The organism is Marinomonas rhizomae (assembly GCF_003315485.1).
Taxonomy (GTDB): Bacteria; Pseudomonadota; Gammaproteobacteria; order Pseudomonadales; family Marinomonadaceae; genus Marinomonas; species Marinomonas rhizomae.
The window spans coordinates 12,390-36,743 of the sequence record NZ_QNSE01000002.1; the positions used below are offsets into that span (position 1 = coordinate 12,390).

General features: G+C 45.2%; 21 protein-coding genes. 12 read left to right on the forward strand and 9 right to left on the reverse strand.

What is annotated here, in order from left to right; all coding sequences use genetic code 11:
- The first annotated feature begins 360 nt into the window (after positions 1-360).
- A complete protein-coding gene (locus tag DFP80_RS01980; protein WP_113915144.1) occupies positions 361-1,488 on the forward strand; it encodes a helix-turn-helix transcriptional regulator in 1,128 nt (375 codons plus the stop codon).
- A 5-nt stretch (positions 1,489-1,493) separates the two neighbouring features.
- Here DFP80_RS01980 and DFP80_RS01985 read toward each other — a convergent pair whose 3' ends face one another.
- Entirely contained in the window at positions 1,494-2,255 is a 762-nt protein-coding gene (locus tag DFP80_RS01985) for a sulfite exporter TauE/SafE family protein (RefSeq protein WP_113915145.1), read from the reverse strand.
- Between the two features lie 315 nt (positions 2,256-2,570).
- Here DFP80_RS01985 and DFP80_RS01990 point away from each other — a divergent pair, with 315 nt between their 5' ends.
- Together DFP80_RS01990 and DFP80_RS01995 are read left to right on the forward strand one after the other, a co-directional pair.
- On the forward strand, positions 2,571-3,647 hold the full coding sequence (locus DFP80_RS01990; RefSeq protein ID WP_113915146.1) for a bifunctional transcriptional activator/DNA repair enzyme AdaA: 1,077 nt from the start codon (positions 2,571-2,573) through the stop codon (positions 3,645-3,647).
- Between the two features lie 135 nt (positions 3,648-3,782).
- Positions 3,783-4,193: a gamma-glutamylcyclotransferase family protein gene (locus DFP80_RS01995; RefSeq protein WP_241560164.1), complete on the forward strand. Its 411-nt coding sequence runs from the start codon at positions 3,783-3,785 to the stop codon at positions 4,191-4,193.
- On the opposite strand, the gene DFP80_RS02000 is transcribed toward DFP80_RS01995, so the two are convergent.
- The 7 genes from DFP80_RS02000 to DFP80_RS02030 form a co-directional block, all read right to left on the reverse strand.
- Entirely contained in the window at positions 4,162-5,337 is a 1,176-nt protein-coding gene (locus DFP80_RS02000; protein ID WP_113915148.1) for an aldose 1-epimerase family protein, read from the reverse strand. The two genes, DFP80_RS01995 and DFP80_RS02000, sit on opposite strands and share 32 nt — an antisense overlap.
- 347 nt (positions 5,338-5,684) lie before the next feature.
- Positions 5,685-6,137, reverse strand: coding sequence for a phosphatase domain-containing protein (locus DFP80_RS02005; protein WP_113915149.1), 453 nt, complete (start codon positions 6,135-6,137; stop codon positions 5,685-5,687).
- Positions 6,134-6,688 carry a histidine phosphatase family protein gene (locus DFP80_RS02010; protein WP_113915150.1) on the reverse strand — a complete coding sequence of 185 codons (555 nt, stop codon included), beginning with the start codon at positions 6,686-6,688 and terminating at the stop codon, positions 6,134-6,136. Before DFP80_RS02010 ends, DFP80_RS02005 begins: the two co-directional genes overlap by 4 nt.
- Positions 6,672-7,772, reverse strand: a complete 1,101-nt coding sequence (locus DFP80_RS02015; protein ID WP_113915151.1) for an MBL fold metallo-hydrolase — start codon at positions 7,770-7,772, stop codon at positions 6,672-6,674. Before DFP80_RS02015 ends, DFP80_RS02010 begins: the two co-directional genes overlap by 17 nt.
- The gene (locus DFP80_RS02020) at positions 7,769-8,812 is read right to left on the reverse strand and encodes an ABC transporter ATP-binding protein (protein WP_113915152.1); all 1,044 of its coding nucleotides are present in this window, start codon (positions 8,810-8,812) and stop codon (positions 7,769-7,771) included. Before DFP80_RS02020 ends, DFP80_RS02015 begins: the two co-directional genes overlap by 4 nt.
- Complete coding sequence (locus DFP80_RS02025) at positions 8,800-10,482, reverse strand: ABC transporter permease (protein ID WP_113915437.1); 1,683 nt, start codon at positions 10,480-10,482, stop codon at positions 8,800-8,802. The genes DFP80_RS02020 and DFP80_RS02025 overlap by 13 nt, the downstream gene beginning before the upstream one ends.
- A gap of 53 nt (positions 10,483-10,535) precedes the next feature.
- The gene (locus DFP80_RS02030; protein ID WP_113915153.1) at positions 10,536-11,513 is read right to left on the reverse strand and encodes an ABC transporter substrate-binding protein; all 978 of its coding nucleotides are present in this window, start codon (positions 11,511-11,513) and stop codon (positions 10,536-10,538) included.
- Between the two features lie 142 nt (positions 11,514-11,655).
- Here DFP80_RS02030 and DFP80_RS02035 point away from each other — a divergent pair, with 142 nt between their 5' ends.
- Both DFP80_RS02035 and DFP80_RS02040 read left to right on the forward strand, forming a co-directional pair.
- Positions 11,656-12,405 carry a DeoR/GlpR family DNA-binding transcription regulator gene (locus tag DFP80_RS02035; RefSeq protein ID WP_113915154.1) on the forward strand — a complete coding sequence of 250 codons (750 nt, stop codon included), beginning with the start codon at positions 11,656-11,658 and terminating at the stop codon, positions 12,403-12,405.
- A 128-nt stretch (positions 12,406-12,533) separates the two neighbouring features.
- Positions 12,534-14,519: a methyl-accepting chemotaxis protein gene (locus DFP80_RS02040; protein WP_113915155.1), complete on the forward strand. Its 1,986-nt coding sequence runs from the start codon at positions 12,534-12,536 to the stop codon at positions 14,517-14,519.
- Between the two features lie 103 nt (positions 14,520-14,622).
- Here the strand turns inward: DFP80_RS02040 and DFP80_RS02045 are convergent, their stop codons facing one another.
- Positions 14,623-16,053: a coniferyl aldehyde dehydrogenase gene (locus tag DFP80_RS02045; protein WP_113915156.1), complete on the reverse strand. Its 1,431-nt coding sequence runs from the start codon at positions 16,051-16,053 to the stop codon at positions 14,623-14,625.
- Positions 16,054-16,147: 94 nt separating this feature from the next.
- Here DFP80_RS02045 and DFP80_RS02050 point away from each other — a divergent pair, with 94 nt between their 5' ends.
- The 7 genes from DFP80_RS02050 (at position 16,148) to DFP80_RS02080 (ending at position 24,265) form a co-directional block, all read left to right on the forward strand.
- Positions 16,148-16,768: an SGNH/GDSL hydrolase family protein gene (locus DFP80_RS02050; protein WP_113915157.1), complete on the forward strand. Its 621-nt coding sequence runs from the start codon at positions 16,148-16,150 to the stop codon at positions 16,766-16,768.
- A gap of 453 nt (positions 16,769-17,221) precedes the next feature.
- On the forward strand, positions 17,222-18,091 hold the full coding sequence (locus tag DFP80_RS02055) for an NAD(P)-dependent oxidoreductase (protein WP_113915158.1): 870 nt from the start codon (positions 17,222-17,224) through the stop codon (positions 18,089-18,091).
- 508 nt (positions 18,092-18,599) lie between these two features.
- Positions 18,600-20,192, forward strand: coding sequence for an ABC transporter substrate-binding protein (locus DFP80_RS02060; protein WP_113915159.1), 1,593 nt, complete (start codon positions 18,600-18,602; stop codon positions 20,190-20,192).
- A gap of 120 nt (positions 20,193-20,312) precedes the next feature.
- The gene (locus DFP80_RS02065) at positions 20,313-21,323 is read left to right on the forward strand and encodes an ABC transporter permease subunit (protein ID WP_113915160.1); all 1,011 of its coding nucleotides are present in this window, start codon (positions 20,313-20,315) and stop codon (positions 21,321-21,323) included.
- A gap of 10 nt (positions 21,324-21,333) precedes the next feature.
- The gene (gene dppC, locus DFP80_RS02070) at positions 21,334-22,248 is read left to right on the forward strand and encodes a dipeptide ABC transporter permease DppC (protein ID WP_113915161.1); all 915 of its coding nucleotides are present in this window, start codon (positions 21,334-21,336) and stop codon (positions 22,246-22,248) included.
- Between the two features lie 11 nt (positions 22,249-22,259).
- Positions 22,260-23,228 carry a dipeptide ABC transporter ATP-binding protein gene (dppD, locus tag DFP80_RS02075; RefSeq protein WP_113915162.1) on the forward strand — a complete coding sequence of 323 codons (969 nt, stop codon included), beginning with the start codon at positions 22,260-22,262 and terminating at the stop codon, positions 23,226-23,228.
- Positions 23,225-24,265: a peptide ABC transporter ATP-binding protein gene (locus tag DFP80_RS02080; RefSeq protein ID WP_113915163.1), complete on the forward strand. Its 1,041-nt coding sequence runs from the start codon at positions 23,225-23,227 to the stop codon at positions 24,263-24,265. The genes dppD and DFP80_RS02080 overlap by 4 nt, the downstream gene beginning before the upstream one ends.
- The last annotated feature ends 89 nt before the right edge of the window (positions 24,266-24,354 follow it).

Here is a 24,354-nt window from a genome sequence, read left to right on the forward strand (position 1 = left end):
AGGCACAGTTAAATCTACCTCATGCCCTTTGCTTATATTTTAATAAATAGCTTTTTATAAAGGCTATTATGAAGAGACAACAGGTTTGATGGTTCAAGTCACAAATTTTGCTGCGTCCTATTGAAAGGGCGCTTTATTCGATTGTTTTTTCAATGTAGGACGCATTGGTGAGGCTTTTCAAGAATGTCATTAAATGAAGCGCTTTGGCTTGAGGTAGCTAAAAGTCTTTAATTTTTGAGTCACACAGTGGTGAATATATTAAAAATGCTCATTAAACAGTCAATTAAAGCGGATTCTTGATTCTATATTTACCTTAAATTGGGTATATTCTTCTTAAACCCCTTGATATAGAGAGTAGGTATGACGTTAAAACAAGCATCGAATTCAACCTCTCTCTGTGCTCCGCTATTGCAAGAACCTCAACTCATTCAGTCCCTTTATGGCGCTTTGATCGAAAAAGAAGGTTTCCATCTTTTTCTTGAGCTAGTCGTCAGCAGTGTTAATGCCTGTGCCGCCGAGTTAGCGGTTATTAAAAAGCAGCCTCTCCAACTCGATCATATTTGGTATGCCGGACTCTCCCAAGAGTTCATTGATTGGTATATGAGTAACAATATGATCGCAAGTGATCTTGTTTCAAACCACGCGGTATCATGTCGACCCGGTTTATTTCAAACAGCGCTATCCCTAATAGAAAAAGTTAAAGATCTACCGGATTATGGCCGTTGGCAGCAAGATCAAAACATGATTGATAGCGCTTGGTTGGTGGTGGATAGCACGAGTTCTCATACCACACTTCTAGCCATTCAACGAACGGTTGAGCAAGGAGCATATCTACAGACAGAGTTAGATCAGCTGGATCGATTAGTACCTTATATCAGACAAGCTGTGCTGCTATATCAGCAATTAGATAAAACCATCACGCCATCTGAAACGATTTCTGGATTAATCAATGCATTGCCTTACCCCAGCTTTGTTCTCAATGAGAGAGCTGAGTTATTATACTCTAATGACAAGGCCAAACATTTTCTTAAAAAACAAGAACAAGTGAGCATCAGCAATAAACGTTTTCAGTTTCAGGACAGCGAACATCAAGCCGCCTTTTTAAGCTCATCCACACAGATTCTTCGTGCAAGCATGGGGCAAGACGTATTCGACAACGATGTCATCATTTTTAAGCATAAAAACTCAAGAGCTTTTATGATGACACTCGCTCCCATCGAAGGAAGCGGCATATTAGTGACAATCTACGACAGCAGCCAACGCTCATTTCCAAATGCCGAGCTGATTGCAGCGTATTTCGGTCTATCACACGCCGAATCAAAACTGTGTGCGGATTTGGTACTAGGAATGAGTCTAAAAGAAATAGCGGATAAACGCGCCAAAAGTGAAGCGACGATTCGCTCTCAACTCAAGCAAATCTTCACCAAAATAGGCGTTAACCGCCAAGGCCAGCTGATTTGTACTGTCTTAATGGCACTCATGCGCTAGAAGCCCTAGTCACTCAAAAGCGCGGCCGCACTGCCACAAACTGTCATCACAAAAAGAAACCACTTGAGATGTTTCGGGTTGGCTTTGATCGCCATTTTTACGGCAAGAAATGAACCCAGCATCGTACCTGAAGCAAGGATTAATCCGGGAATCCATAGAATTTGATCATTCCAAATAAACACACCTAACGCTAAGGCCGTAAAGCCTAACGTACAGACCATTTTTAGCGCGTTTGTTTTAACCAAATCGTAGCGTAAAGTACCAGCCAAAGCGGCAATAAGAATAAAGCCAACGCCCGCCTGAACAAAGCCACCGTAAACGCCCGCGATAAACAAAGCGATCCATGCGCTAGGTTTTTCCGATACTTTAAAGGGCACAGTACCTTCCGGCGGTGCAATCATCGCAGGACGAACAATCATAATCAGCGTCATACCAATCATGGCACTCAACAATAAGGGTTTGAGCCAGGTTTCTGGAGCATAACTGGCAGCAAACGCACCAACCACACCGCCAAGTAAAGACGGAATCATCACTGGCAAGATATCAGCATTATCCAATTTTTTGGCTTTACGAAAGCCAAAAGTTGCCGCCACATTCTGTAAGAACACGCCGACTCGGTTTGTTGCATTGGCGATATCCGCAGGCATGCCCATAACCATCAAAGCAGGCAAAGTCAGGTTGGAGCCACCACCAGCCAAAGTATTAATAATGCCAGCAAGAAATCCTGTACCGATCAAAAGCGACACAGTAAACAAACTGTAATCCATAACATCGTCCTTACATGACTCTTGAGTGAGCCGAGAGAATCAAAAGAAGGAACGAATAATAAGGAGAATTTAATAGCCTGACAAAAGGTAATCTTATAAAAATAAAATTTTTTCGCGGCTGAGTTTTACCTCCCCGCAACAAATACCCACAGCTTGGTTCATGCTATGCGTGGGATGCTGAACACAATCACCGTCGCCACAATAAAAAATGCTCGTCCATTTTTCGGTTGTTGCTTCCTTAAGTATCAAGCTAAGCTAGTTTACTAATGGCAATATTTATAAACACGAACCATTATTCAAACAACGGACAAACGCATGTTAATTACAGACAAAAAACAAGCCGATGGTTATTATCAAGCGTTACTCAACCGAGAACCAAGCTATGTGGGCGTGTTTTTTGTTGGCGTCAAAACCACCTCTATTTTTTGCATTGCGACGTGCCGAGCACGCAAGCCAAAGCGCGAGAACGTTGAATTTTATACGCATTTCAAAGACGCCATGGACGCAGGTTTTCGCCCTTGTAAAGTCTGTCGACCTACCGAAAATGCCCATGAAGCGCCTCATGAAGTGCAAGCGGCAATGAATCTTGTACGAGATTGCACTAAGGCGAAAATCACCGACCAAGCATTAAGAGAATCTGGAATACGGCCCATCTTTGTGCGCCGTTGGTTTAATCAACATTACGGTATGACCTTTCAAACCTTTCAACGTATGTATCGAATTAATTATGCCTTTCAGGAATTAAAAACCGGCAAAAGCGCCACCAATACTGCGCTAGATTCAGGCTACGACTCTTTAAGCGGTTTCGGTTACACTTTTAAAAAGTTACTCGGTCATGCACCGACCCTACATTTGGAGAATGCTGTGATTTTAATCGATAGGCTAACAACGCCCATTGGCCCTATGTTTGTCTGTGCTACTGACAACGGAATTTGTTTATTGGAATTCGTTGATCGACGCATGTTAGAAACCGAATTTGAAGACTTACAACGTCGTTTAAAAGCGCCTATCGTTGCAGGTGAAAATGCGCATATTAAGCAAGTAAAACAAGAGCTAGAAGAGTATTTCTCAGGCAAACGAAGCGAATTTAATGTGCCCCTTCATACTCCAGGAACCGACTTTCAAAATGCCGTTTGGCAGATGCTTGGCACCATTCCTTATGGTGAAACCGCCAGCTACCAAGAACAAGCCACTCGATTGAATAACCCCAAAGCCGTTCGGGCTGTCGCTCGCGCTAACGGCATGAATCGCATTGCCATTGTGATTCCTTGTCATCGGGTAATTGGCAAAGACGGCAGCTTAACTGGCTATGCGGGAGGCTTAGAGCGAAAACGCTGGCTGCTTGACCATGAAAAAACGCATAGTCAAACTCTTGGGAAAAACCAAGCTTAAGCACTTAAAAGACCTTTAGTTTCATGAATACATCAAGGTTGTGTCATGGCAATGTAATTTCCCTCTCCAAGACTTGAAATGACCGTTAAGCCAGTTCATCTTCTACACTTTGATTGTAATTAGATGGAATTCAACATGCCTACAAACATTGTTGCTGTATATGGAACACTTCGTGAAGGGCTAAATAATCACGAACTTCTTGTCGAATGTAAACGCATCGGACTGGGTTGGTTGACTGGGTTTCGCATGCACAATTTAGGAGACTTTCCAGCCATTACCTCGACTCATGACGAGAGTGGCCGCATTCGAGTCGAATGGTATGACGTATCAGACGAAACACTCGCGTCTTTGGATCAACTTGAAGGTTATGACCCAAAGTCGCCAGAAAGCTCTCTGTATATTAGAAAGCGTGTTTTTTCACCTTATGGTCGAGGCTGGATTTACGTCTACAACAAGTCTCTAGACCACGCGCCATACATGGAAGCAGGCGACTGGGAACGATACTCACGAACGGCTATGCCTCACCAAGGCGCACAATCGGCGTAGACAACACTTTAGCCGTCTGCGTACTTTGTAATTGAGCGATATTCGTCACACTGTTTTTGATTTGATCTTCATCCGTTAACAAACCAAAACGCACCACAAAGTGTTTCGACTCGCCCGCTTCTATCGTCGGTACTAAACCTAAGTTTCGCTGATAAGAACGGTTATAAGCGAAGCTGGTGCCCGGCTCAATTCCCACCACATAACCTTGCTCCAGTGTGTCCGTATTTTTCCACACGGTAAGCACTGGCAAGGTATCTGTTTGATAACTCACTTCTATACCATAACTTGCGTTGGCATTGTGCAACAAGGCATGAGAAAAACCCTTCTCGTCACTCAGCGGACGAATGTTAAACACCATTTCGTCAAAGTCTTTAGTCGGTGCAGGCATCTGATTCCAATCACCCAAACCACCTGCAGCATAGTCATTAAATGGTGATAATTCGGCTATTGGTACGTGCAGTTGCGCTCCCTTTTCAAGAATCGGCTGAGCAAAGTTATTATGATAGATCGCTTGGTATTCACGTGGATAACTGCCTTTGTTGGTCAAGGTATCTTCAACCAATAAATAAGGCTCGTCCGGTGTCAGCGACAAAACGGTTTGCAACTCAAAATTGGTGAACTTGAAACGCTTTTCATCGACTCGACCACGCAAGGTCACACGATAAGGTGGTACTTGCTCAACGTCTAAAATCACCTCATCTGCGGGCGTATTTTGAATGCGACCATGTAAGGTCAAAAACTCATCGCCGTCTTGACCTGGGTGGCCCGCCCACTGATAACCACAACGCACAACCATCTCATTAAAACCATCCAACCAACCAATGCCGCCAGAGGCTTCCTGATTAATAAAGCTTGGATGAACCACATCTTTAACAGGAGAGTCCCAACCAAATCGTACGTCTTTCCCTGTCTTGTCCCTCCTCACTACATCAAGCACCGCCATGCCACGAGTCGGCACAACGCGAACGATAGAATCCCCCACCGTTAAGGTGATCAAGCGTGAGCCAGTTTGCTTGCCGCCAATTAAACACGTCTGTTGCACGCTAATCGGAATGTCTTTCGGCAAGCCCATTAATTCAGCAGACAGCAACAAATTACCTACATCGATATGTTGTTGATTACTAAGAAGGACAAGTTGAAACATGAGTAAGGCTCCAGAAAAATTTCCTCATGCTAGCGCGAGCTAGATAACAAGGCTAGCCATGAAGATAAAATCGACGGTTTATTCAATGTACGGCTTGGCGCTTTGCCGTGTAGTCTTCGAAAGAATCACGATACTGGCTCATACAATCCTCATATTGATTCGATTTTAATCTCTCACAAAAAGAAGTATGGCTATATTGCAGATTGCTATATAACGCTTTTTGACTGCAACCTAGTATTGAAAAAAGAGTGAAAACCAAAAGGACAAATTTCATTTTAAAACGCTAACCTCTTCAGTTTAAAGTCTCAACGATAAGGTTAGCATTTCACGATGATCATACAAGAAAATTAAAAATCCCCCGGCGCACACTGTAAACACGTCAGCCCCAAATTACGCCAACCCTGCACCACAGCGTCACGGTCATCCAAAACCAACCAAGGCGTAAAACCATCCGCATGAATCTTCTCTAACAAAGCTTTTTTAACATCCTCGTCTGGCACGGCATCGGCATTGTCCGGACGAAGATAAATACCATCACAAGGAATATTATGCTTTTGAATCCATTCAACCGAGTGCTGTTTATGGGACTCAGGACGACCACTGCAAATTAAAATATGTTGGCCCTGTTGCTTAAGAATATTCACCAAACGCAGCACATTTTCGATCACTGGTGCATATTTCATGTGTTCAAAAAAAGGGTCCCAATGCTTTTCAGCGCCCAATACCCAATGAGCTACTTGGGTGTGATCAAATTCGGCCAGTGTGCCATCTAAATCAACAATAACGGCGTTTGGAGTCATAAAAATTTTCCTTTAAATGGGGCAATATTCCAGCTATTTTCGTCTTGGCTGGGAATGAAAGAAATCGGCGTCACATTGCCAATCCTGGGGCAATAGGGTGTGCCGTTGATAACATTATTGAGTACTCGGTACACGCCAGAATGAGCGATGATTAAAGGCCATGAATGCTCGCTGAGGATCTCATTCAATGCGCTCAGCACACGAGTCTCAAAGTCTTGCCAAGATTCACCATTAGGCGGCGTAATTTCATAGGCTAATTGCTGCTCAATCGGACAGCCTTCAAGGTCACCCCAGTTGCGCTCTTTAAGCTGTTCGTAAGGGTGGATGACTTGATTGGGTACCGCGTAAGATGCCGTTTGTTGAGTACGCTGTAGCGTGCTGGTAATCACTGCGCTCCACTCAATAGCATTCAGAATCGGTGCTGCTTGTTGGGCTTGTTGAATACCTGCTTCACTCAGTGGGCTATCGGTAAAACCACCAATACGCAACGCGGCATTGAACGCGCTTTGCGCATGACGAGCAAAGACAAAAGGTTTAGGAATTAAGGTCATAATCTAACTCTATACAATCTAACTCAATATAAGAATCTGCAGTAACGCTTGGGCCAAGAGCCTGTCGCCACTCGTTTAGGTCTTTCATAGTATGGAAAAGTGGGGCACAAATACGGCAGTTAAGATGGTCCACCAGCTGCTGGAGATCCTGTTTGCGCGGATGCACATTCCAACGTTCAAAGTGTGCCCTATCTTCACTAACCGCTTGGCGAGCGTGTTCAGGAAGGTGTCCGGTATAAACCGGCAAATAACGCTCAGGCTGATGTAGTAATACCGCCGCCTCCCCGCTCATGCCGTCAGGATCACCGCATAGAACGACTTTAGCGTTTGGGTTAAACGCCTGACTCTTAATTCGTTCTAAGATTGGTCGAGCCTCGGTGCAAATACCTTCTATGGGCGCCGCCAAAGCCGACTCTGGCGACAAACAATCTTCGCCTAATGTCCAATCATCAAAACCAAATGACGTTAGCCAACAAGCAATTTCTAAAGCGCGGCCACTTTGCGGCACCGGCATCAGCAGTGCGCGCTCGTCATTAAGGTAATGTACCAAGGCACTTTTGCATTGCTCTAATGAATTGTCGTACAAACCATAGCTAGCATCGAGCAAGGCGATGCTAGCTTTCGGCGGCATAGTGAAAGGATACAAAGTAGATTCCAGACTGAAATCGCCGCTATAAAACACCCCTTCTCCAACATTGAGATGCAGCCAAACGCCGCCAAACGAATGCCCAGCTGAGCCAGTGTTGACTTCAATGCCTTCAACCAACGTCATGCCGCAAACTGGCAAAGTCTGTAAATTTAGATGACTCGGTAACTGTTGTTGCACTAACAAGGTCGCATAAACTGGGACCTTACTGTCTATGTCGTCTAAACCGCCCATGTGGTCTTGATGGTCGTGAGAAATGAAAATGGCATCCAAATCATTGGGTTGCGTCCAGCCTTTGTCTTCGCCCACTTCTAATGCACCTCCCGCGTCAAGCAAAAAACGTAATGTTCGAGCATGAGGTGACGCTTGATAAGTGACCAAAATCGCAGCGGCCGTTTTTCGACCGGCCCCACTGAGAATATCAACACAAACTTTCATGATTCACTCTCAAGGGACCAAGCTTGTCCAAGGCGAACAAAATGCTGGTTTTCTAGCGTCATAGGTATGTCGCTGTACGCGAGTAAGCGCTGACCATCGTTTAGTGTCAACTCAATGTCATAACGTTCACCTCGAAAAATACAACTGTAAACACGAACCTCAAGTGCCGCATCGTGCGAACTAACAAATTCAATATCTTGAGGTCGAACCAGCACAGAACTGGCTGTTTTCTCGGGTGAATACTGACAAATTAACTCGTACAACTTTGCTCCATTCACGTATTCCTGAGGAGCCACAGCGGCAACCGACAAGACAGAACCTCGGCCAATGAAATTCGCTAGCCAAGTGTTCTTCGGGGTGGCGTACAATTCCTGTGGGGTTCCCCATTGCACCAACTGCCCTTTCTTCAAAACAGCAATTTTATCGGCTAATGACATAGCTTCAGATTGGTCGTGAGTGACGTACACCATGGTCGCGCCAGTGCGTTTATGAAAGGCTCGGAAGGTTTCCTCCATTGTTGCACGTAAGTGCCTATCTAAGTTGGCGAGTGGTTCGTCAAACAACACCACATCGGGCTCGGTAACCAAACTGCGCGCCAACGCCACACGCTGACGCTGACCGCCACTTAATTGCGCTGGCAAACGATCGGCGTACTCTTCTAACTGAACAATTTCTAGTGCCTCTTTCACACGCTTGCGGCGTTCTGCCATCGGCGTTTTCTGTACTTTAAGAGGATAAGCGACGTTTTCTTTTACCGTCATGTGCGGCCAAAGTGCATAGGATTGAAACACCATACCGAAGTTTCTTTCCTCTGTTGGGACATGGCACGTCATACTAGAAAGACATTCGTCCCCATGAATAATTTGCCCTTCTGATACGCTCTCAAACCCAGCCAACATTCTTAAAATAGTCGATTTACCACAACCGCTAGGCCCCAATAAGGCAACAAACTCGCCCGGCTCAATGGTTAAATTCAAGTCTTTAACAACAGGCGCACCATGAAAAGATTTTTCAACACCATCCAATATTAACCGTGCCATGGAATCACTCCTTTGGGCAGACGAGGGGCAAACAGACTCAACAAACTCATTAGCCCTGCAACCAGTAAGACCACTAGTACGGCGATAGCTGAGGCCAATACACTGTCACCACTTTCATCGAGATTAAAAATCAATACGCCGAGGGTTTCATTGCCTGCGCCCCACAGCAAAGCAGACACCGTCAGTTCATTAATCGAGATCAAAAACACCAATAATCCACCCGCAAAAAAAGCGGGAGCGGTGAGCGGCAAAATGATGTCAATCAAACGCTGTATCGGCCGTGCTCCTGCTAGCTGAGCGGCTTCTTCTAATGCTGGATCGAGCTGCGACATGGCGCTTAGTACTGGCTTCAAGCAAACACTCAAAAAACAAGAAAGATACGCCAAGAAAATAATGCCTAACGTGCCATACAAGCTGACCTCTATAAAAGGCAACGGCTTGGCAAACAACAAAATAAAGGCAATTGCTAAAACAATACCTGGAATGGCATAAGGTACTTCGATCAAGCTGGCGATCACAGCTCTGGTGCGCATCGGCAAACGCATCAATAAATAGCCCAGAGGCAAAGACACCAACATCAATACTAAGGCACTAAAGAAAGCCAAAAATGCACTATTTTCGAAAGCTCTGGAAGTAACGCCTTGCCGCCCGAGCATTTCATAAAATGCGCCAAAGGTAATGGTCTCCGCGTTTAATGGCATGCCAAGAGCAGGCACCAATGAGCTCACAATTAAAGCAAATAGCGGTGCGACCAAGATAAAAAGTAAAATCAAGGCGAGTAGCATTTCGAGAGGTAAACGCCATTGTTTAAGACGAAAAGACAATGACTGCGCAGTATGACCTAATAAGGCATAACGACTGCGTTGCTGTAGCCATTGTTGTAACAACATGCCTGCCAGTACCAACAAGGCAATAATCATCGATAAGCCTGCTACTTGGCTCAGCATATCGTTACCGAATCCCGCCATTTGCTGATAAATCAAGGTGGGCAAAACAATGTAACCAGCGGGAATACCCAACATCGCAGGAATACCGAAATTACCCAGCGACGAAACAAACGCCAATGCGGCACCGGCGATTATCGCACTGCGACACAAAGGCAAAATGATATCGACCCAAATGCGAAACTGAGAAGCACGAGACAGTTGAGCTGCTTCTAATAGGTCCTGCGGTAAGGAAATAAGTTGCGTTCGAAGCGCGAGATACACCAAGGGTGCACTTTGAATGCCTAATAACAAGGCAATGCCTTCCGCTGAATACATAGGCTGTGGACTACCCAACGCTGGCTCGATTCCTAAAGTATTTAAAATTGGGCTTGCAGGGCCAAATAACTGCAACCAACTTAATGCCGTCACTTGTGGCGGAATCATCATTGGTAACATAAAACAAAATACCCAAATGCTACGACCACGAATGTTCGTTAACGTCACCACAAAACCAAAGCCGCAACCTAAAATCACCGCAATGAGCGTCCCCAAACCTGAGGTGTAAAAACTATTGCGCAAAGCAGTCCAAGTACGCTCACTTTTAAGTACATCGGCCATGGGTGATGACGTAGAAAAGGTCGTGTGACTTACAGCTTCCACCAACAACCGTAAGCTAGGTAATAGACTTAACATCGCAATCAGAACAAAAAGCCCAATAGACAGCCAGCGTAGCTGGCTATCCATGGACATTCCATCTAGAGCAAAGCGTCTTTTAATCAAAAAAGGGGTCATCTTGATTAACCTTCAAAGATCTTGCTAAAACGCTCTTTATTCGCTTCATTGTCGCGCAATGTTTTTGCAGCATCGAACGGCATCAAACGAATGTCTGCACGCTTAGGAAAACCCGCTGGGACGCCGATATCACCACGAGCAGGCAAATACCCTTGCTCCAATACCAGCTGCTGACCGTCTTTTGACAGGAGGAAATCCACAAAACGCTTCGCGGACGCTTTGTTTTTCGCGCCTTTCATAATCGCAACCGGTTCCGTCACCATGCTTACGCCCGTTTTAGGGAAGATAAATTCAATCGGTGAGCCTTTCGCCGCTTCACGAATGGCTAAAAAATCCACAATCACGCCATACGGTTTTGCACCTGACGCAACGGCTTTCAATACACCACCATTGCCGCCCTGGGCTTTCACTTGGTTCGCGTGCAATTGCTCGTAGTAATTCCAGCCTAGCATTTTGTCATCCGTCAAGGTCGCAAGGTGAATCAGGGCTGCGCCAGAATACAAAGGGCTAGGCATGGCTACTTGGTTGCTATATTCAGGCTTCGCCAGATCCGACCAATCTGTCGGGTGTTGTGGTGCTTTTTGATGACGAACAATGCCTGTCGTGATTAATTTCGTACCGTAGTAATAGCCATCTTTACTGTACAAGGTATCGTCATATTGTGTGCGGTTAGGACTTAGGTAGGATTCTAAATAACCGTCCAACACCATGGATTCCATGGTCACGCTGTCGGCGATTAACAGCACATCAGGTTTCACCACACCAGAAGACAATTCAGCGCGCAACTTAGTCATCAACTTCGTGGTACCGTCACGAACCCATTCTACTTTGATATCTGGATTGGCTGCTTCAAATGCATCCACTGTCATTTGCGCATCTTTATTTGGCTGACTGGTATACAGAGTCAGCGTCTCTTGAGCTTGCGCAGAAAGAGGAAAAGCAAGTGCCGCTGCGCATATCAATAAAGTCTTCTTAACGGTCATTGGGAAACTCTCTTTTTGATAAGTGAGTTGCAACAATACCGACACAATTTGACACTATAGTGACAAATAATTTTCGTTTAATGGCGACCTTCTTTCGTTTCGAAAAAGCACGTAAAAAATACACTAAAAAGGACTCAACCCTATGAATAAGCGACATCATGAAATTGTCCAATGGGTGAATTCGCAAGGAAGACAGACGCTACAAGCCGTCGCTGACCAATTTTCGGTTTCGGTTCAAACTATTCGCTCAGACATTCGATTGTTGGCAGAAAAAGGACTCATACTGCGCAGTCACGGCGAAGTAATTCCATTTCCTCATCGTGAAAACATCAGTTTTGACCAACGGCGGATTCGACATGCTGCTGGCAAAAAACGCATTGCCGACCTTTGTGTCAGCAAGATTGCAGATTATCAATCGATCTTTCTAGGCAGTGGGTCAAGTGTCGCGGAAGTAGCGAGTCAGCTTACGTCGTTTCAAGGTCTACAAGTAATGACGACCAACTTGCATGCCGCGCGCAATTTATGTGAACACCCGGATTGCGAATTGACAATTTCGGGCGGCCGAGTACGGATGCGTGACCAAGATGTAATTGGCGGTGATGCCATGCGCTTTTTCCAACGCTATCGCGCCGATATTGGTATTTTTTCCGTCGCGGCGACCAATAAACAAGGGTATTTATTTGATTTCACCGACGAAGAAGTTATGGCCAGAGAAGCATTGGTAGAACATTGTCATTATCGTATTTTGGTGATTGACAGCACAAAATTTGATACTGAGTCTCGTTGTTTATGGGGGAAAATGAGCGACTATGACTGTGTCATTACAGATCAAAAGCCGTCTTCTTCTTTGCTCAGCATGCTAAATTATCAGGGTGTAGAAATATTGTACTAATAATAAAAGAGCGAGAATAAAAAACCTGTGTGTAAGTTTTATGAATAAACACGCTTGATCTCAGTCTGTATATAAGACTATTGTTTTAGATACCCACCCACATCCACATTGCAAAAATTGAGGTTGTTATGAAGTCCCCTATTAGAATTCGGCAACAAATTAACATTGGTTTAGTGGTCATTCTTTTACTCGCTCTCGCCAGTATTTATCTTGTTATAGAAACGAAAGTAAAACCTGACCTAACGGCAGAACGCCAACAACAAATTTCCGTAAATCAACAGGGCCTCAGTGAATTACTTAGCGCCAAACTCGAAAAAATCCAATTACTAACCAGTACTCTTGCATTAGCGGGCTCTCAGCTTCCTAAGGAGGAAGCACTCTTCAAGAAACTATTCCCTAGTATTATTAATAACCATGATGATAAAAGCATTGCGGGTGGCGGTATTTGGCCAGAGCCTTCTGCTTTTCAGCAGGGCACCGAGCGCCGTAGTTTTTTTTGGGGGCGCGATGGATCTAAGATGAGTTACCTTGATGACTACAATGATCCTGCTGGGTCAGGTTATCACAACGAGCCTTGGTACACAGTCGGCAAAACATCATCGACCAAACTATGTGCTTGGTCGGAAGCTTATATTGATCCAGTTACCAAAATCCCAATGGTGACTTGCACCATTCCGATGAAAGAAAATAATAAATTTACCGGTGTCACCACGGTTGACATGATGCTCGATGGGGTTACCAAATCTCTTGAGCAATATGGTACTGAAAACCAAGGTTATGTGTTCGCCATAGATCAAACAGGCCAAGTATTAAGCTTCCCAAAAGGGAAAGCTAATTTGGTAAAAAGCGATGGCAGCATGCTAACGGCGACAGAACTTGGCAATCAGCTTCCATGGTTAAAACCTGCATTGAAACAAGTAGAGGGAGCAGAGCAAGTTATCTCACTTGATCACGATGCGATTTTAGATGGTGCGGCGTATGTGGATTTAATCAAACATCCGCAAACAGGCTGGACCATTGGTTTAGTCGTACCAAAAGAAAGAATGACGGAAATCGCTCAAAGCATGGGTTTATTCTTGATGATTGTCATTGGGGCTTTGCTCATCATCGTCAGTATAATTGCTGCTTCTTTCTTCCGTAGCTTGCTTAACCAGATCACTCAAACCACGCAACAAATTCAAGAGTTAGCCGATGGTGGCAGCACTCAGGAACTTGAAGTAGGAAAATTGAATGAACTGGGGGATTTGCGTCAGGCGGTGAATACATATGGCGACAAACTGAAAAATCTACTCGAACAGATTCATATTGAATCTGCCAATCTTGTGAAAGATGCTGGCAGTTTGAGCGCATTCAGTAATGATTTCTTAAATAAGGCGAACAGTCTAAGTGATGAAAACACCACCTTAGCAGCGGCAACAGAAGAGCTGGGGGCAACTTCACACGACGTGGCCATGTACGCCAACGAAACCAGAGAAACCGTAGAACGCATTCACCAAGACGTACGCAGTAGCGGTAATGAAATGAATACTGTGATCGAAACAATGCGCTCTCTAACCAATGCAATGACGCAAGCACAAACGAACATTCTGAAGCTAGATGAAGACAGTCGTCGTGCGAATGGGATGTTAGGTGTCATTCGTGACATTGCAGAACAAACTAACTTGTTGGCACTAAACGCGGCGATTGAAGCAGCCAGAGCCGGAGAAACAGGCCGCGGTTTTGCTGTGGTTGCAGATGAAGTACGTAACCTGGCCGCGAAGAGTGAAAGCTCTGCGGTAGAAATAGAGCAAGTTCTAGGCCGTTTACAAGTCGCGTCGAAGGAATCTGTCAGCTCTATGGAACTGGGTCACAGCGAAACAGAACGCGCCGTCGCAACCGCGGAATCAACGGCTAGCCACTTGCAGCAAGTCGTCAGTGCTTTTTCTCAAATCACCGATCAAGCAACACAAATATCCGTAGCCGCTAGCGAGCAACAAAAAGTATCGCAGGATTTGAGCCAATTTGTCTCTCGATTACAAGAACTCACCGGCAGTAACGCCAGTGATTCGAGTCGTCTTAGCCGTATGAGCCAAGAAATTGACGCTATCGCAAATCGACTCAATGCCTTGAAGTAGAGCAATAAAAGTACTCTAAAATATCATTGATCGAAAAATCCCACGCTGAGGAATTAGCGTGGGATTTTTATTTTCAGATAGTTAATTATCAGGCCTTCTATTGTCAGAGGAAGTGCCAAAATTTTGCGACTAACCGATGAATACGACGCTGGTACGGTGGACGCAATAAGGCAAGCACACTCGGTCCATGCTTACGCAATATCGATTTGCTATGCGAAAAAGTGTGAAAACCTTCCTCGGCATGATAAGCCCCCATTCCTGACGCGCCAATACCACCGAACGGCAAATCAGCCTGTGCGACTTGAATCAAAGAGTGGTTGATCACTAAGCTGCCACTGGCGATCGCTTCCTCACAGCGCTTTTGGTCTTCATTCTGTTTCGTAAACAAGTACATTGATAAAGGTCGAGGACGCTGCTGGATATAAGCTAAAGCTTCGGACAGATCCGTATAGGTTAAAACAGGTAACAAAGGCCCAAATATCTCGTCTTGCATCACACTCAAGGTTTCGTCTGGTTGATGCAGTACATGCAATGCTAGCTTGCTATCACTTTCCTCTGGGCCTTGCGCCATAAGATTGTCACATACCACTCCAGCCGCCCGTGCTTGTTCTAAATAGCCTTTGAGGCGGTTTAATTGCCGAGCGTTAATCAGACTTGTGTAATCAGGGCTAAGCACACCATTTGGGTAATAAGCAGCGAGCTCCTGTCTCATATAGTCAATTAAGGTCTGTTTTTGGTCGGAATGACACAGGACGTAATCGGGAGCAACACAGGTTTGCCCAGCGTTAAGCATTTTACCAAACACTAGTTTTTTGGCCGTATCGCGCAAATCTGCTGACGGAGCGACCAACAAAGGAGATTTACCACCCAACTCCAAGGTAATAGGCGTTAAGTGTTCAGCGGCATTGCGCATAATAATATAACCCACGGATGTTGAGCCAGTAAACAGAAGATGGTCAAATGGCAAACGACTGAATTCATTGCCTATTTCAGTCTCACCTTCAACCACTTCTACCCAATCGCTTCCTAACGCATGAGTCACTATATCGCGTAACACTCGATTGGTATCGGGACAGAATTCCGACAACTTCATCATCACCCGATTACCGGCAGCTAACGCGCCAACCAAAGGCCCTATGGACAGTAACACAGGATAATTCCATGGAGACATGACACCGACAACACCTTTTGGCTGATAGTACACCTGAGCGCTTGCAGGCAAGGTGCTGATATGAACCTTGCGTCTTGATGGTTTCATCCATTTCGCAAGGTGACGTTTCGCGTGCTTTATTTCACCAAGTAAAGGAACCAGCTCAATCAAGCGTGACTCTTCGTGGGCACGCTGCCCAAAATCTTTCTGCAAAGCATCTAATAAATTGAGCTCATGATCCATTAACGCGGCTTGTAAACGAGTAAGGCATTGTCGGCGTTCTTCCTCAGCAGGAAAGGGGTTTTGCTGGGCCACATTTCTCAGCCGGGATAATGCCGAATAAATCTCATCTTTTGAAGAAAAAGCAACCGATGTGATGTTCATTATGACCTCTTAACGTCTCGTTATTATTTTATGATCAAACGCCACTTATTAACTACACTATCTAATGATTCATCACGAATGCAAGGAGCAAATCATGGCAACTATTTTATGTTATGGGGATTCACTTACTTGGGGACGAGTACCTAACGGTGGGCGTTACCCGAAACATTTACGCTGGCCAACCATACTCAATGACTTATTGGGCCAACAGCATCAGGTTATTAACTTCGGATTGCCGGGTAGAACGACGATCTGGAATGATCCATTTTTAGAAGGGCGAAATGGCCTCGAATACCTTCAAGCGGCATTAGAAACGTTCGGCCCTGTCGATATTTTAATATTGATGTTGGGGACCAATGATTTGAAGAGACATTTCCATATTGGTGCCTACGAAGCGGCAAAAGGAGTAGAAAAACTGATCGAAAAGTCAAGAATGCCCAATGACAACGATTTTCCAGCACCCACTCTTGTAGTGATCGCTCCACCAAATATTTTATCCCCAATCGGCTCTATGGCCGAAAGTTTTGACGGCGCCATTGAAAAATCACAACATTTTCACCAATACTACCAAGAGGTAGCCATGCGCAACCAATGCATTTTTCTCAATGCTGCTGGGGTATTACAACCAAGTGACATGGATGGCGTTCACTTAGACACGCAAGATAATGAGCAATTAGCGCACTCTATATATTCTTTGATAAAAACTGAAATATGAAATTAAAATTCTGTTTTATAAGGTTTTTTTAATTTTTAATGGTGACTTTAGCTGTTTCGACAGTAACAGCTTACCCTCTACAAGAGAGCACTATTAATATAACCAAAATAGATTTTGTTGCTTATGGCTATTGACATAGAAGAGAAGATCTAGCAGTACAAAAGGAATGATTGAAAATCGTATAAAATATGCACGATTATTTGCTGATACGGCCTTTTTAACGAAATAATCGCTCACCTGAATTTTCTTGCACAAAGTTATCCACAGGACTATTGGGTGAGCATCTTCTATTAAAACATTTTCTTGAATACCACTAAAACACGAAAAATCTGCTTCTGTATGCTCAATTTCCTTGTTTTTTGTACCTCGTAATTATGATGCAAATCCGTATGATTTATTTATTCAATTTGTTTCTAATCCGCCTCTCGAACAAACGCAGTAAGGAGAAAAGCAATGAAAGTAAGTTTCATCGGACTAGGTACTATGGGTTACCCAATGGCAGGCCATGTGAGTAAAGCAGGCCATCAAGTAGTCGTCTTCAATCGATCGACTCAAAAAGCCCAAAACTGGTGTGAAGAATACGCGGGGACATTTGCTACAACTCCAGCCCTTGCAGCGCAAGATGCCGACATTGTACTGACTTGCGTTGGCAACGACGACGATTTACGCGCCGTGTATTTAGGAACAGACGGCGCATTTCAACAAGCAAAAGCAGGCACACTATTTATTGATCACACGACAGCATCAGCAGAGGTGGCAAAAGAGCTTCATCAGGCAGCTCAAGAGCGCGGCTTTTACTTCATGGATGCGCCCGTTTCTGGCGGCCAAGCTGGAGCAGTAAATGGTGTATTAACCGTCATGATAGGTGGTTCGAAAAGCGATTTGGATCAAGCTCAACCAATATTAGACTGCTACGCAAAAGCCACCAGTTTAATGGGTCCGGTAGGAAATGGTCAGATCGCAAAAATGGTTAACCAGATTCTTATTGGTGGTGTGTTGTCCGGTTTATCAGAAGGTATGCGTTTTGCCCAGACTGCAGGTTTAGATATTGCTTCATTGATTGATACCCTCAAACACGGCGCAGCGGGATCTTGGCAATTAGAAAACCGCGGTGAAACCATGACAAAAGACGAATTTGACTTTGGTTTCGCGATCGAATGGATGCATAAGGACTTGGGACTATGTTTGGCACAAGCCGAAAAGATGGGCCTAAATCTACCGCTCACACAATCGGTTGACCAAGACTATCAAGCTCTGATGGCTGAAGGTCGAGGTCGCCAAGACACATCTGTATTGATAAAAGCGTTCGATAAGAAAGCTTAATGTAACATCAATCAATCGTTTAATGTTTCTATGAGGAAGCATTAAACGAGCTTCCAAAGGTAAAAAAACACAACGTTCGGCCTCATTTCATCCCTGCCTTTTGCAGCTTTTTAATAAAAAACGTCTCTTTTTTTTCATATTCCTTACTTAGGCTTTTTCAGCCAAAACCTTTGCTATCAAGGCTTCACCTTGCTTAGAAAGATTCTGTATTCAATACACGTATAGGGCATATCATTATTTCGATTGGTTATTTAAATAGCCTTGAGTACTCTTCAGAGACGCTGTTTTTGATGCTTCTGTTTATTCAGGCTCATCATTTATAGCTAAAGGGGGCTCAGGGATGAGGCAGAACAACCCCATTCGGACTAGGAGTTTGGATGGGGTTTGTTTCTCATACTGATTAAAGATGGCTCTTTTCCTACCCAGAAAATCACAAAAGTAACAAATACCTTAATTCGACTTCCCACGTGTTTAACACGAAATATAATTACGTTAATGGAGAGTTACAATGAAAAAAGGGCTAGCAAAACTAACGCTTGCACTCATGGCTGCTGGAGCAATCGGCACATCTGCTCACGCTGCATCCACATTGGTTTATTGTTCAGAAGGCAGCCCAGAGGGCTTTAACCCAGCATTTTATACCGCTGGTACTACTTTTGATGCGACATCTAAAAACATGTTCAACCGTTTAGTTGAATTCAAATTGGGTACAACAGAAACGGAGCCGGGCTTAGCAACAAGCTATGACGTTTCTAGCGATGGTCTTGAATACACTTTCCATTTGCGTAAAGGCGTGAAATTCCATGCTGCAAAAGACTTTAAACCAACACGTGACTTTAACGCTGACGATGTGATCTTCACTTTCGATCGTCAAGGCAACAAAGAAAACCCTTACCACACAGTATCAGGTGGCTCTTACGAGTACTTTACTGGCATGGGTATGGACACGCTAATCAAGAAAATCGAAAAGATTGACGACTATACAGTGAAGTTCGTTTTAACTAAGCCTGAAGCGCCTTTCGTTGCTAACCTTGCCATGGACTTTGCGTCTATCTTTTCTAAAGAACAAGCCGACGCTTATATGAAAGCAGGCACACCTGAAAAATTGGATATTGATCCAGTTGGCACGGGCCCTTTCCAAAAAGTTCAGTACCAAAAAGACTCTTTGATTCGCTACACAGCGTTTAAAGATTATTGGAAAGGCAAAGCAAAAATTGATCGTCTTGTCTTCTCTATCACGCCAGACGCCTCTGTTCGTTACGCGAAACTAAAAGCGGGCGAGTGTGATGTGATGCCGTATCCAAACCCTGCAGATTTGAAGCAAATGGAAGCGGATCCAAACATCAACCTAATGAGCCAAGAAGGCTTGAACGTTGGTTACTTGGCGTTTAATACGCAGAAGAAACCATTCAACGATATTCGTGTTCGCCAAGCATTAAGCTTAGCAACCGATAAGAGCGCCATCATTGATGCGGTGTTCCAAGGCGCGGGGAAAGCGGCTAAAAACCCAATTCCACCGACTATGTGGTCTTACAACAAAAACGTTGTGGATTACCCATACGACCCAGTAAAAGCGAAAAAACTGCTTGCTGAAGCGGGTTATCCAGATGGCTTCTCTACCAACATCTGGGCAATGCCAGTACAACGTCCATACAACCCAAATGCGCGTCGTATGGCTGAAATCATGCAAGAGGATTGGTCTAAAGTCGGTGTGAAAGCAGAAATCGTTTCTTACGAATGGGGTGAGTACCTAAACCGTTCTAAGAAAGGTGAGCACGATACCGTATTACTAGGTTGGACCGGCGATAATGGTGACCCAGATAACTTCCTATATGTATTGCTAGGCTGTGATGCCGTTGGAGGCTCTAACCGTGCGCAATGGTGTAACGAAGAATTCAACAACTTGCTTCTACAAGCAAAACAAACCTCTGATAAAGCGGAACGTACAAAAGACTACGAAGAAGCTCAGGTTGTTTTCAAACGTGAAGCACCATGGATCACTATCGCTCATTCCGTGGTTTACGAGCCAATTCGTAAAGAAGTGAAAGGCTACAAAATTGACCCACTTGGCGGTCACTACTTCTACAACGTCAGCAAATAATAGACGTTTAGAAATACGTCCTTTGGACAACAAAGCACTTGCTCGCTGGGACGCGAGCAAGTGCTTTGCTGACCGAGCGATTTGCTCGATCACATAATATCTCAAGAGAGCCTGTCCTTTATGTTCCAATTTATTTTCCGTCGCTTAAGCTTAGTTATTCCGACCTTCCTCGGGATCACCTTGCTGACCTTTACCCTTATTCGCTTAATCCCCGGTGATCCCATTGAAGTTATGGCCGGTGAACGTGGTGTCAGCGCAGAACGCCACGCCGAGCTAAGTGCTCAACTAGGCTTTGATCAGCCCTTGTATGTTCAGTATTACCACTATGTTACTGGCGTTTTACAAGGCGATTTAGGCAACTCTCTCATTACCCGAGAACCGGTGATGAAAGAATTCCTCACGCTTTTTCCAGCTACCATTGAATTGGCGGTTTGTGCCGCTATTTTTGCAATTCTGATCGGTTTGCCAGCAGGTATTTTTGCCGCGGTAAAACGCGGTACCGTAATCGATCATTCGGTGATGACGTTTTCTCTCACCGGTTATTCCATGCCCATATTCTGGTGGGCGTTATTATTGATGTTGGTGTTTTCCGTAAATCTCGGTTGGACGCCAGTATCTGGACGAATAGACGTGGTGTATTGGATCGACGACGTGACAGGCTTCATGCTGATCGACTCTTTATTGTCTGATGAAGCAGGCGCATTCACATCGGCCGTATCACATCTTATTTTACCAAGTATCGTTCTCGGCACTATTCCCATGGCGGTTATCGCCCGCATGACCCGCTCTTCTATGTTGGAAGTATTAAGCGAAGACTACATTCGTACCGCTCGCGCGAAAGGCATTGCGCCTTGGCGAGTCATAGTGATTCACGCGCTCCGTAACGCTTTGATTCCGGTTATTACCGTTATCGGTTTGCAGGTGGGTATTTTGTTATCTGGTGCGATTCTGACCGAAACGGTTTTTGCTTGGCCTGGTATCGGTAAATGGCTGATCGAGTCTATCGGACGCCGTGATTACCCCGTTGTACAAGGCGGTATTTTGATTGTCGCTTGTATCATCATTGTCGTAAATCTCTTGGTAGATATTACATACGGCATTGTTAACCCACGTATTCGACACAGCCGATAAGGAGGCGTTTATGACAACATCTACAGAAACGTCCACGACAGACATTCCATTGACAGCTCCAACGCCAATGACGCCACTGCAAGAGTTTTGGCATTATTTCAGCAGCAACAAAGGCGCTGTAGCCGGTTTAGTCGTTATTGCGATCATTTGCTTCATGGCCGTCTTTGCCAATTTTGTTGCCCCGCACTCACCTTCTGACCAATACCGCGATGCGCTGCTATTGCCGCCAGCGTGGTTAGACGGCGGTAACTGGTCTTTTGTTTTAGGTACAGACGATGTAGGCCGAGATATCTTGTCTCGCTTAATTTACGGCTCACGCCTTTCTATTGCAGTGGGTATTGTGGCCGTTACTGCTTCCTTGGTGATGGGTATTCTGCTAGGCCTGATTGCTGGCTACTTTAAAGGCATGATAGACACCGCCATCATGCGTATTGTCGATATCATGTTGGCGATGCCAAGCTTGTTGTTGGCGATTGCGATCGTCGCCATCTTAGGACCAAGCATCGTGAATGCGGCCTTGGCGATTTCCATTGTCTCACTACCGCATTATGTGCGTTTGACCCGCGCGGCGACCATGGCTGAAATGTCCCGAGATTATGTGACGTCTTCTCGCGTAATCGGTGCTAGTCCACTGCGTTTGATGTTTATCTGTATCTTGCCAAACTGCTTAGCGCCATTGATCGTGCAAGCAACGTTAGGCTTTTCCAGCGCCATCCTAGATATGGCGGCCCTAGGCTTTCTTGGCCTTGGCGCTCAACCACCAACCCCAGAATGGGGTTCTATGTTAGCCGATGCATTGCAGTTTGTTCAGCGTGCTTGGTGGGTGGTTACTTTCCCCGGTTTGATGATTTTGATCACAGTACTGGCGTTTAACCTCATGGGTGATGGCTTGCGTGATGCCCTTGATCCCAAGTTGAAACAGTAAGAGAGGTTGTTATGTCACTGTTACAGTTGGAAAATTTAAGCGTTACCTTCGGCAATTTTCGCGCCGTGGATAACATCAGTTACAAGGTCGAAGAAGGGGAAGTTCTCGGCATCGTTGGGGAATCTGGCTCAGGTAAGAGTGTGAGTTCATTGTCCATCATGGGCTTGATCGATTTCCCAGGTAAAGTGAGCGCAGACCAATTAACCTTTGATGGTCAAGATCTGCAAGCCATGCCAGAAAAGCAACGTCGCAAGCTTACTGGCTCCGACATTGCTATGATCTTCCAAGATCCAATGACCAGCCTTAACCCATGTTTCACCGTGGGTTATCAGATAATGGAAGCGCTGAAAACACACCAAGGCGGCAGCAAGAAAGAGCTGAGAACCCGTGCGATTGAGTTATTAACACAAGTAGGTATTCCAGCACCGGAATCGCGTTTGGACAATTATCCTCATCAGCTTTCAGGCGGAATGAGCCAGCGTGTCATGATCGCCATGTCGATTGCCTGTGATCCGCGTTTATTGATCGCAGACGAGCCGACAACCGCGCTAGACGTGACGATACAAGCGCAGATCATTGATCTATTGATTGAGTTGCAACGCAAGAAGCAAATGGGCTTGGTGCTGATCACTCACGATTTGGCTCTCGTGGCCGAAGTGGCTCATCGCGTTATCGTCATGTACGCGGGTCAAATTGTCGAATCTGGCCCAGCGTCGGAAGTCTTTAGCACCCCAAGGCATCCCTACACTCAAGCCTTGCTGGCTTCTTTACCTGAATCGGCTGCCGGTAAAGCGCGTCTTGAAGCCTTGCCCGGCGTGGTCCCAGGTCAATATGATCGCCCGTTGGGTTGTTTACTAAGCCCGCGTTGTCCTTATGCGACCGATCATTGCCGTAAGGTTGAACCTGCGAACCAAGGCGATCTTGATCGCCAAGTGAAATGCCACACGCCATTGGACAGTGAAGGGAGACCAGCCGCATGAATCAGTCTGACAATTCATCCGATAGCACGTTAATTTTAAAAGCCGAAGATTTAAAGCAGCATTACCATGTGAAACAAGGTCTGTTTAAACCGGATGCCGTGGTAAAAGCCGTCGATGGCATTAGCTTCAATCTTGAAAAAGGCAAAACCCTTGCGGTTGTGGGCGAATCAGGCTGTGGTAAATCCACTCTTGGTCGCATGCTGACCATGATTGAAACACCCACGAGTGGTAAGTTAGCGCACCTTGGTGAAGACTTACTAACCTTGAGTGCAGACGCTCAAGCGAAACTGCGCCAGAAGATCCAGATCATCTTCCAGAACCCATATGGTTCATTAAACCCGCGTAAGAAAATCGGCGCTATTTTAGAAGAACCTTTGGTAATTAATACCAAGCTTTCCAAGGCCGAGCGCAAAGAAAAAGCCCTTACAATCATGGCAAAAGTGGGCTTGAAAACCGAACATTACGATCGTTATCCACACATGTTTTCCGGTGGACAACGTCAGCGTATTGCTATTGCTCGTGGCTTGATGCTTGATCCGAACGTTATCGTCGCTGACGAACCTGTGTCCGCACTGGATGTATCGGTTCAAGCGCAAGTATTGAACTTGATGATGGATTTGCAGGAAGAGTTTGGATTGAGCTATGTGTTCATTTCTCACGATTTGTCTGTGGTAGAACACATCGCTGACGACGTGATGGTGATGTACTTAGGCAAAGTGGTAGAACAAGGCTCTCGTGAACAGTTGTTCGAGAACCCAAAACACCCTTATACCTTGGCGCTATTATCCAGTACCCCACAACTTTCACCCGATAAACGTCGTGTGCGTATTAAGCTACAAGGCGAACTGCCTTCGCCGCTCAATCCGCCATCTGGCTGTGCTTTTCACGGACGTTGCAGCTACGCCAACGACCGCTGTAAAAGCGAAACGCCACGACTAAGATTGGACAGTGAAGAAAGCCAAGAGCAAGGCCACATGATTGCTTGTCATGCTGTGGAAGAAAACCGCATTGAAGCCATTGCTGCCGGTGCCGCGTAATACGTCGATAAACCGTCTGCACTTTAAAGTCTGTTTATTAAGCGCCCGTAAGGGCGTTTTTTTAATAGGCAGCAAGGGCTATAACCGCC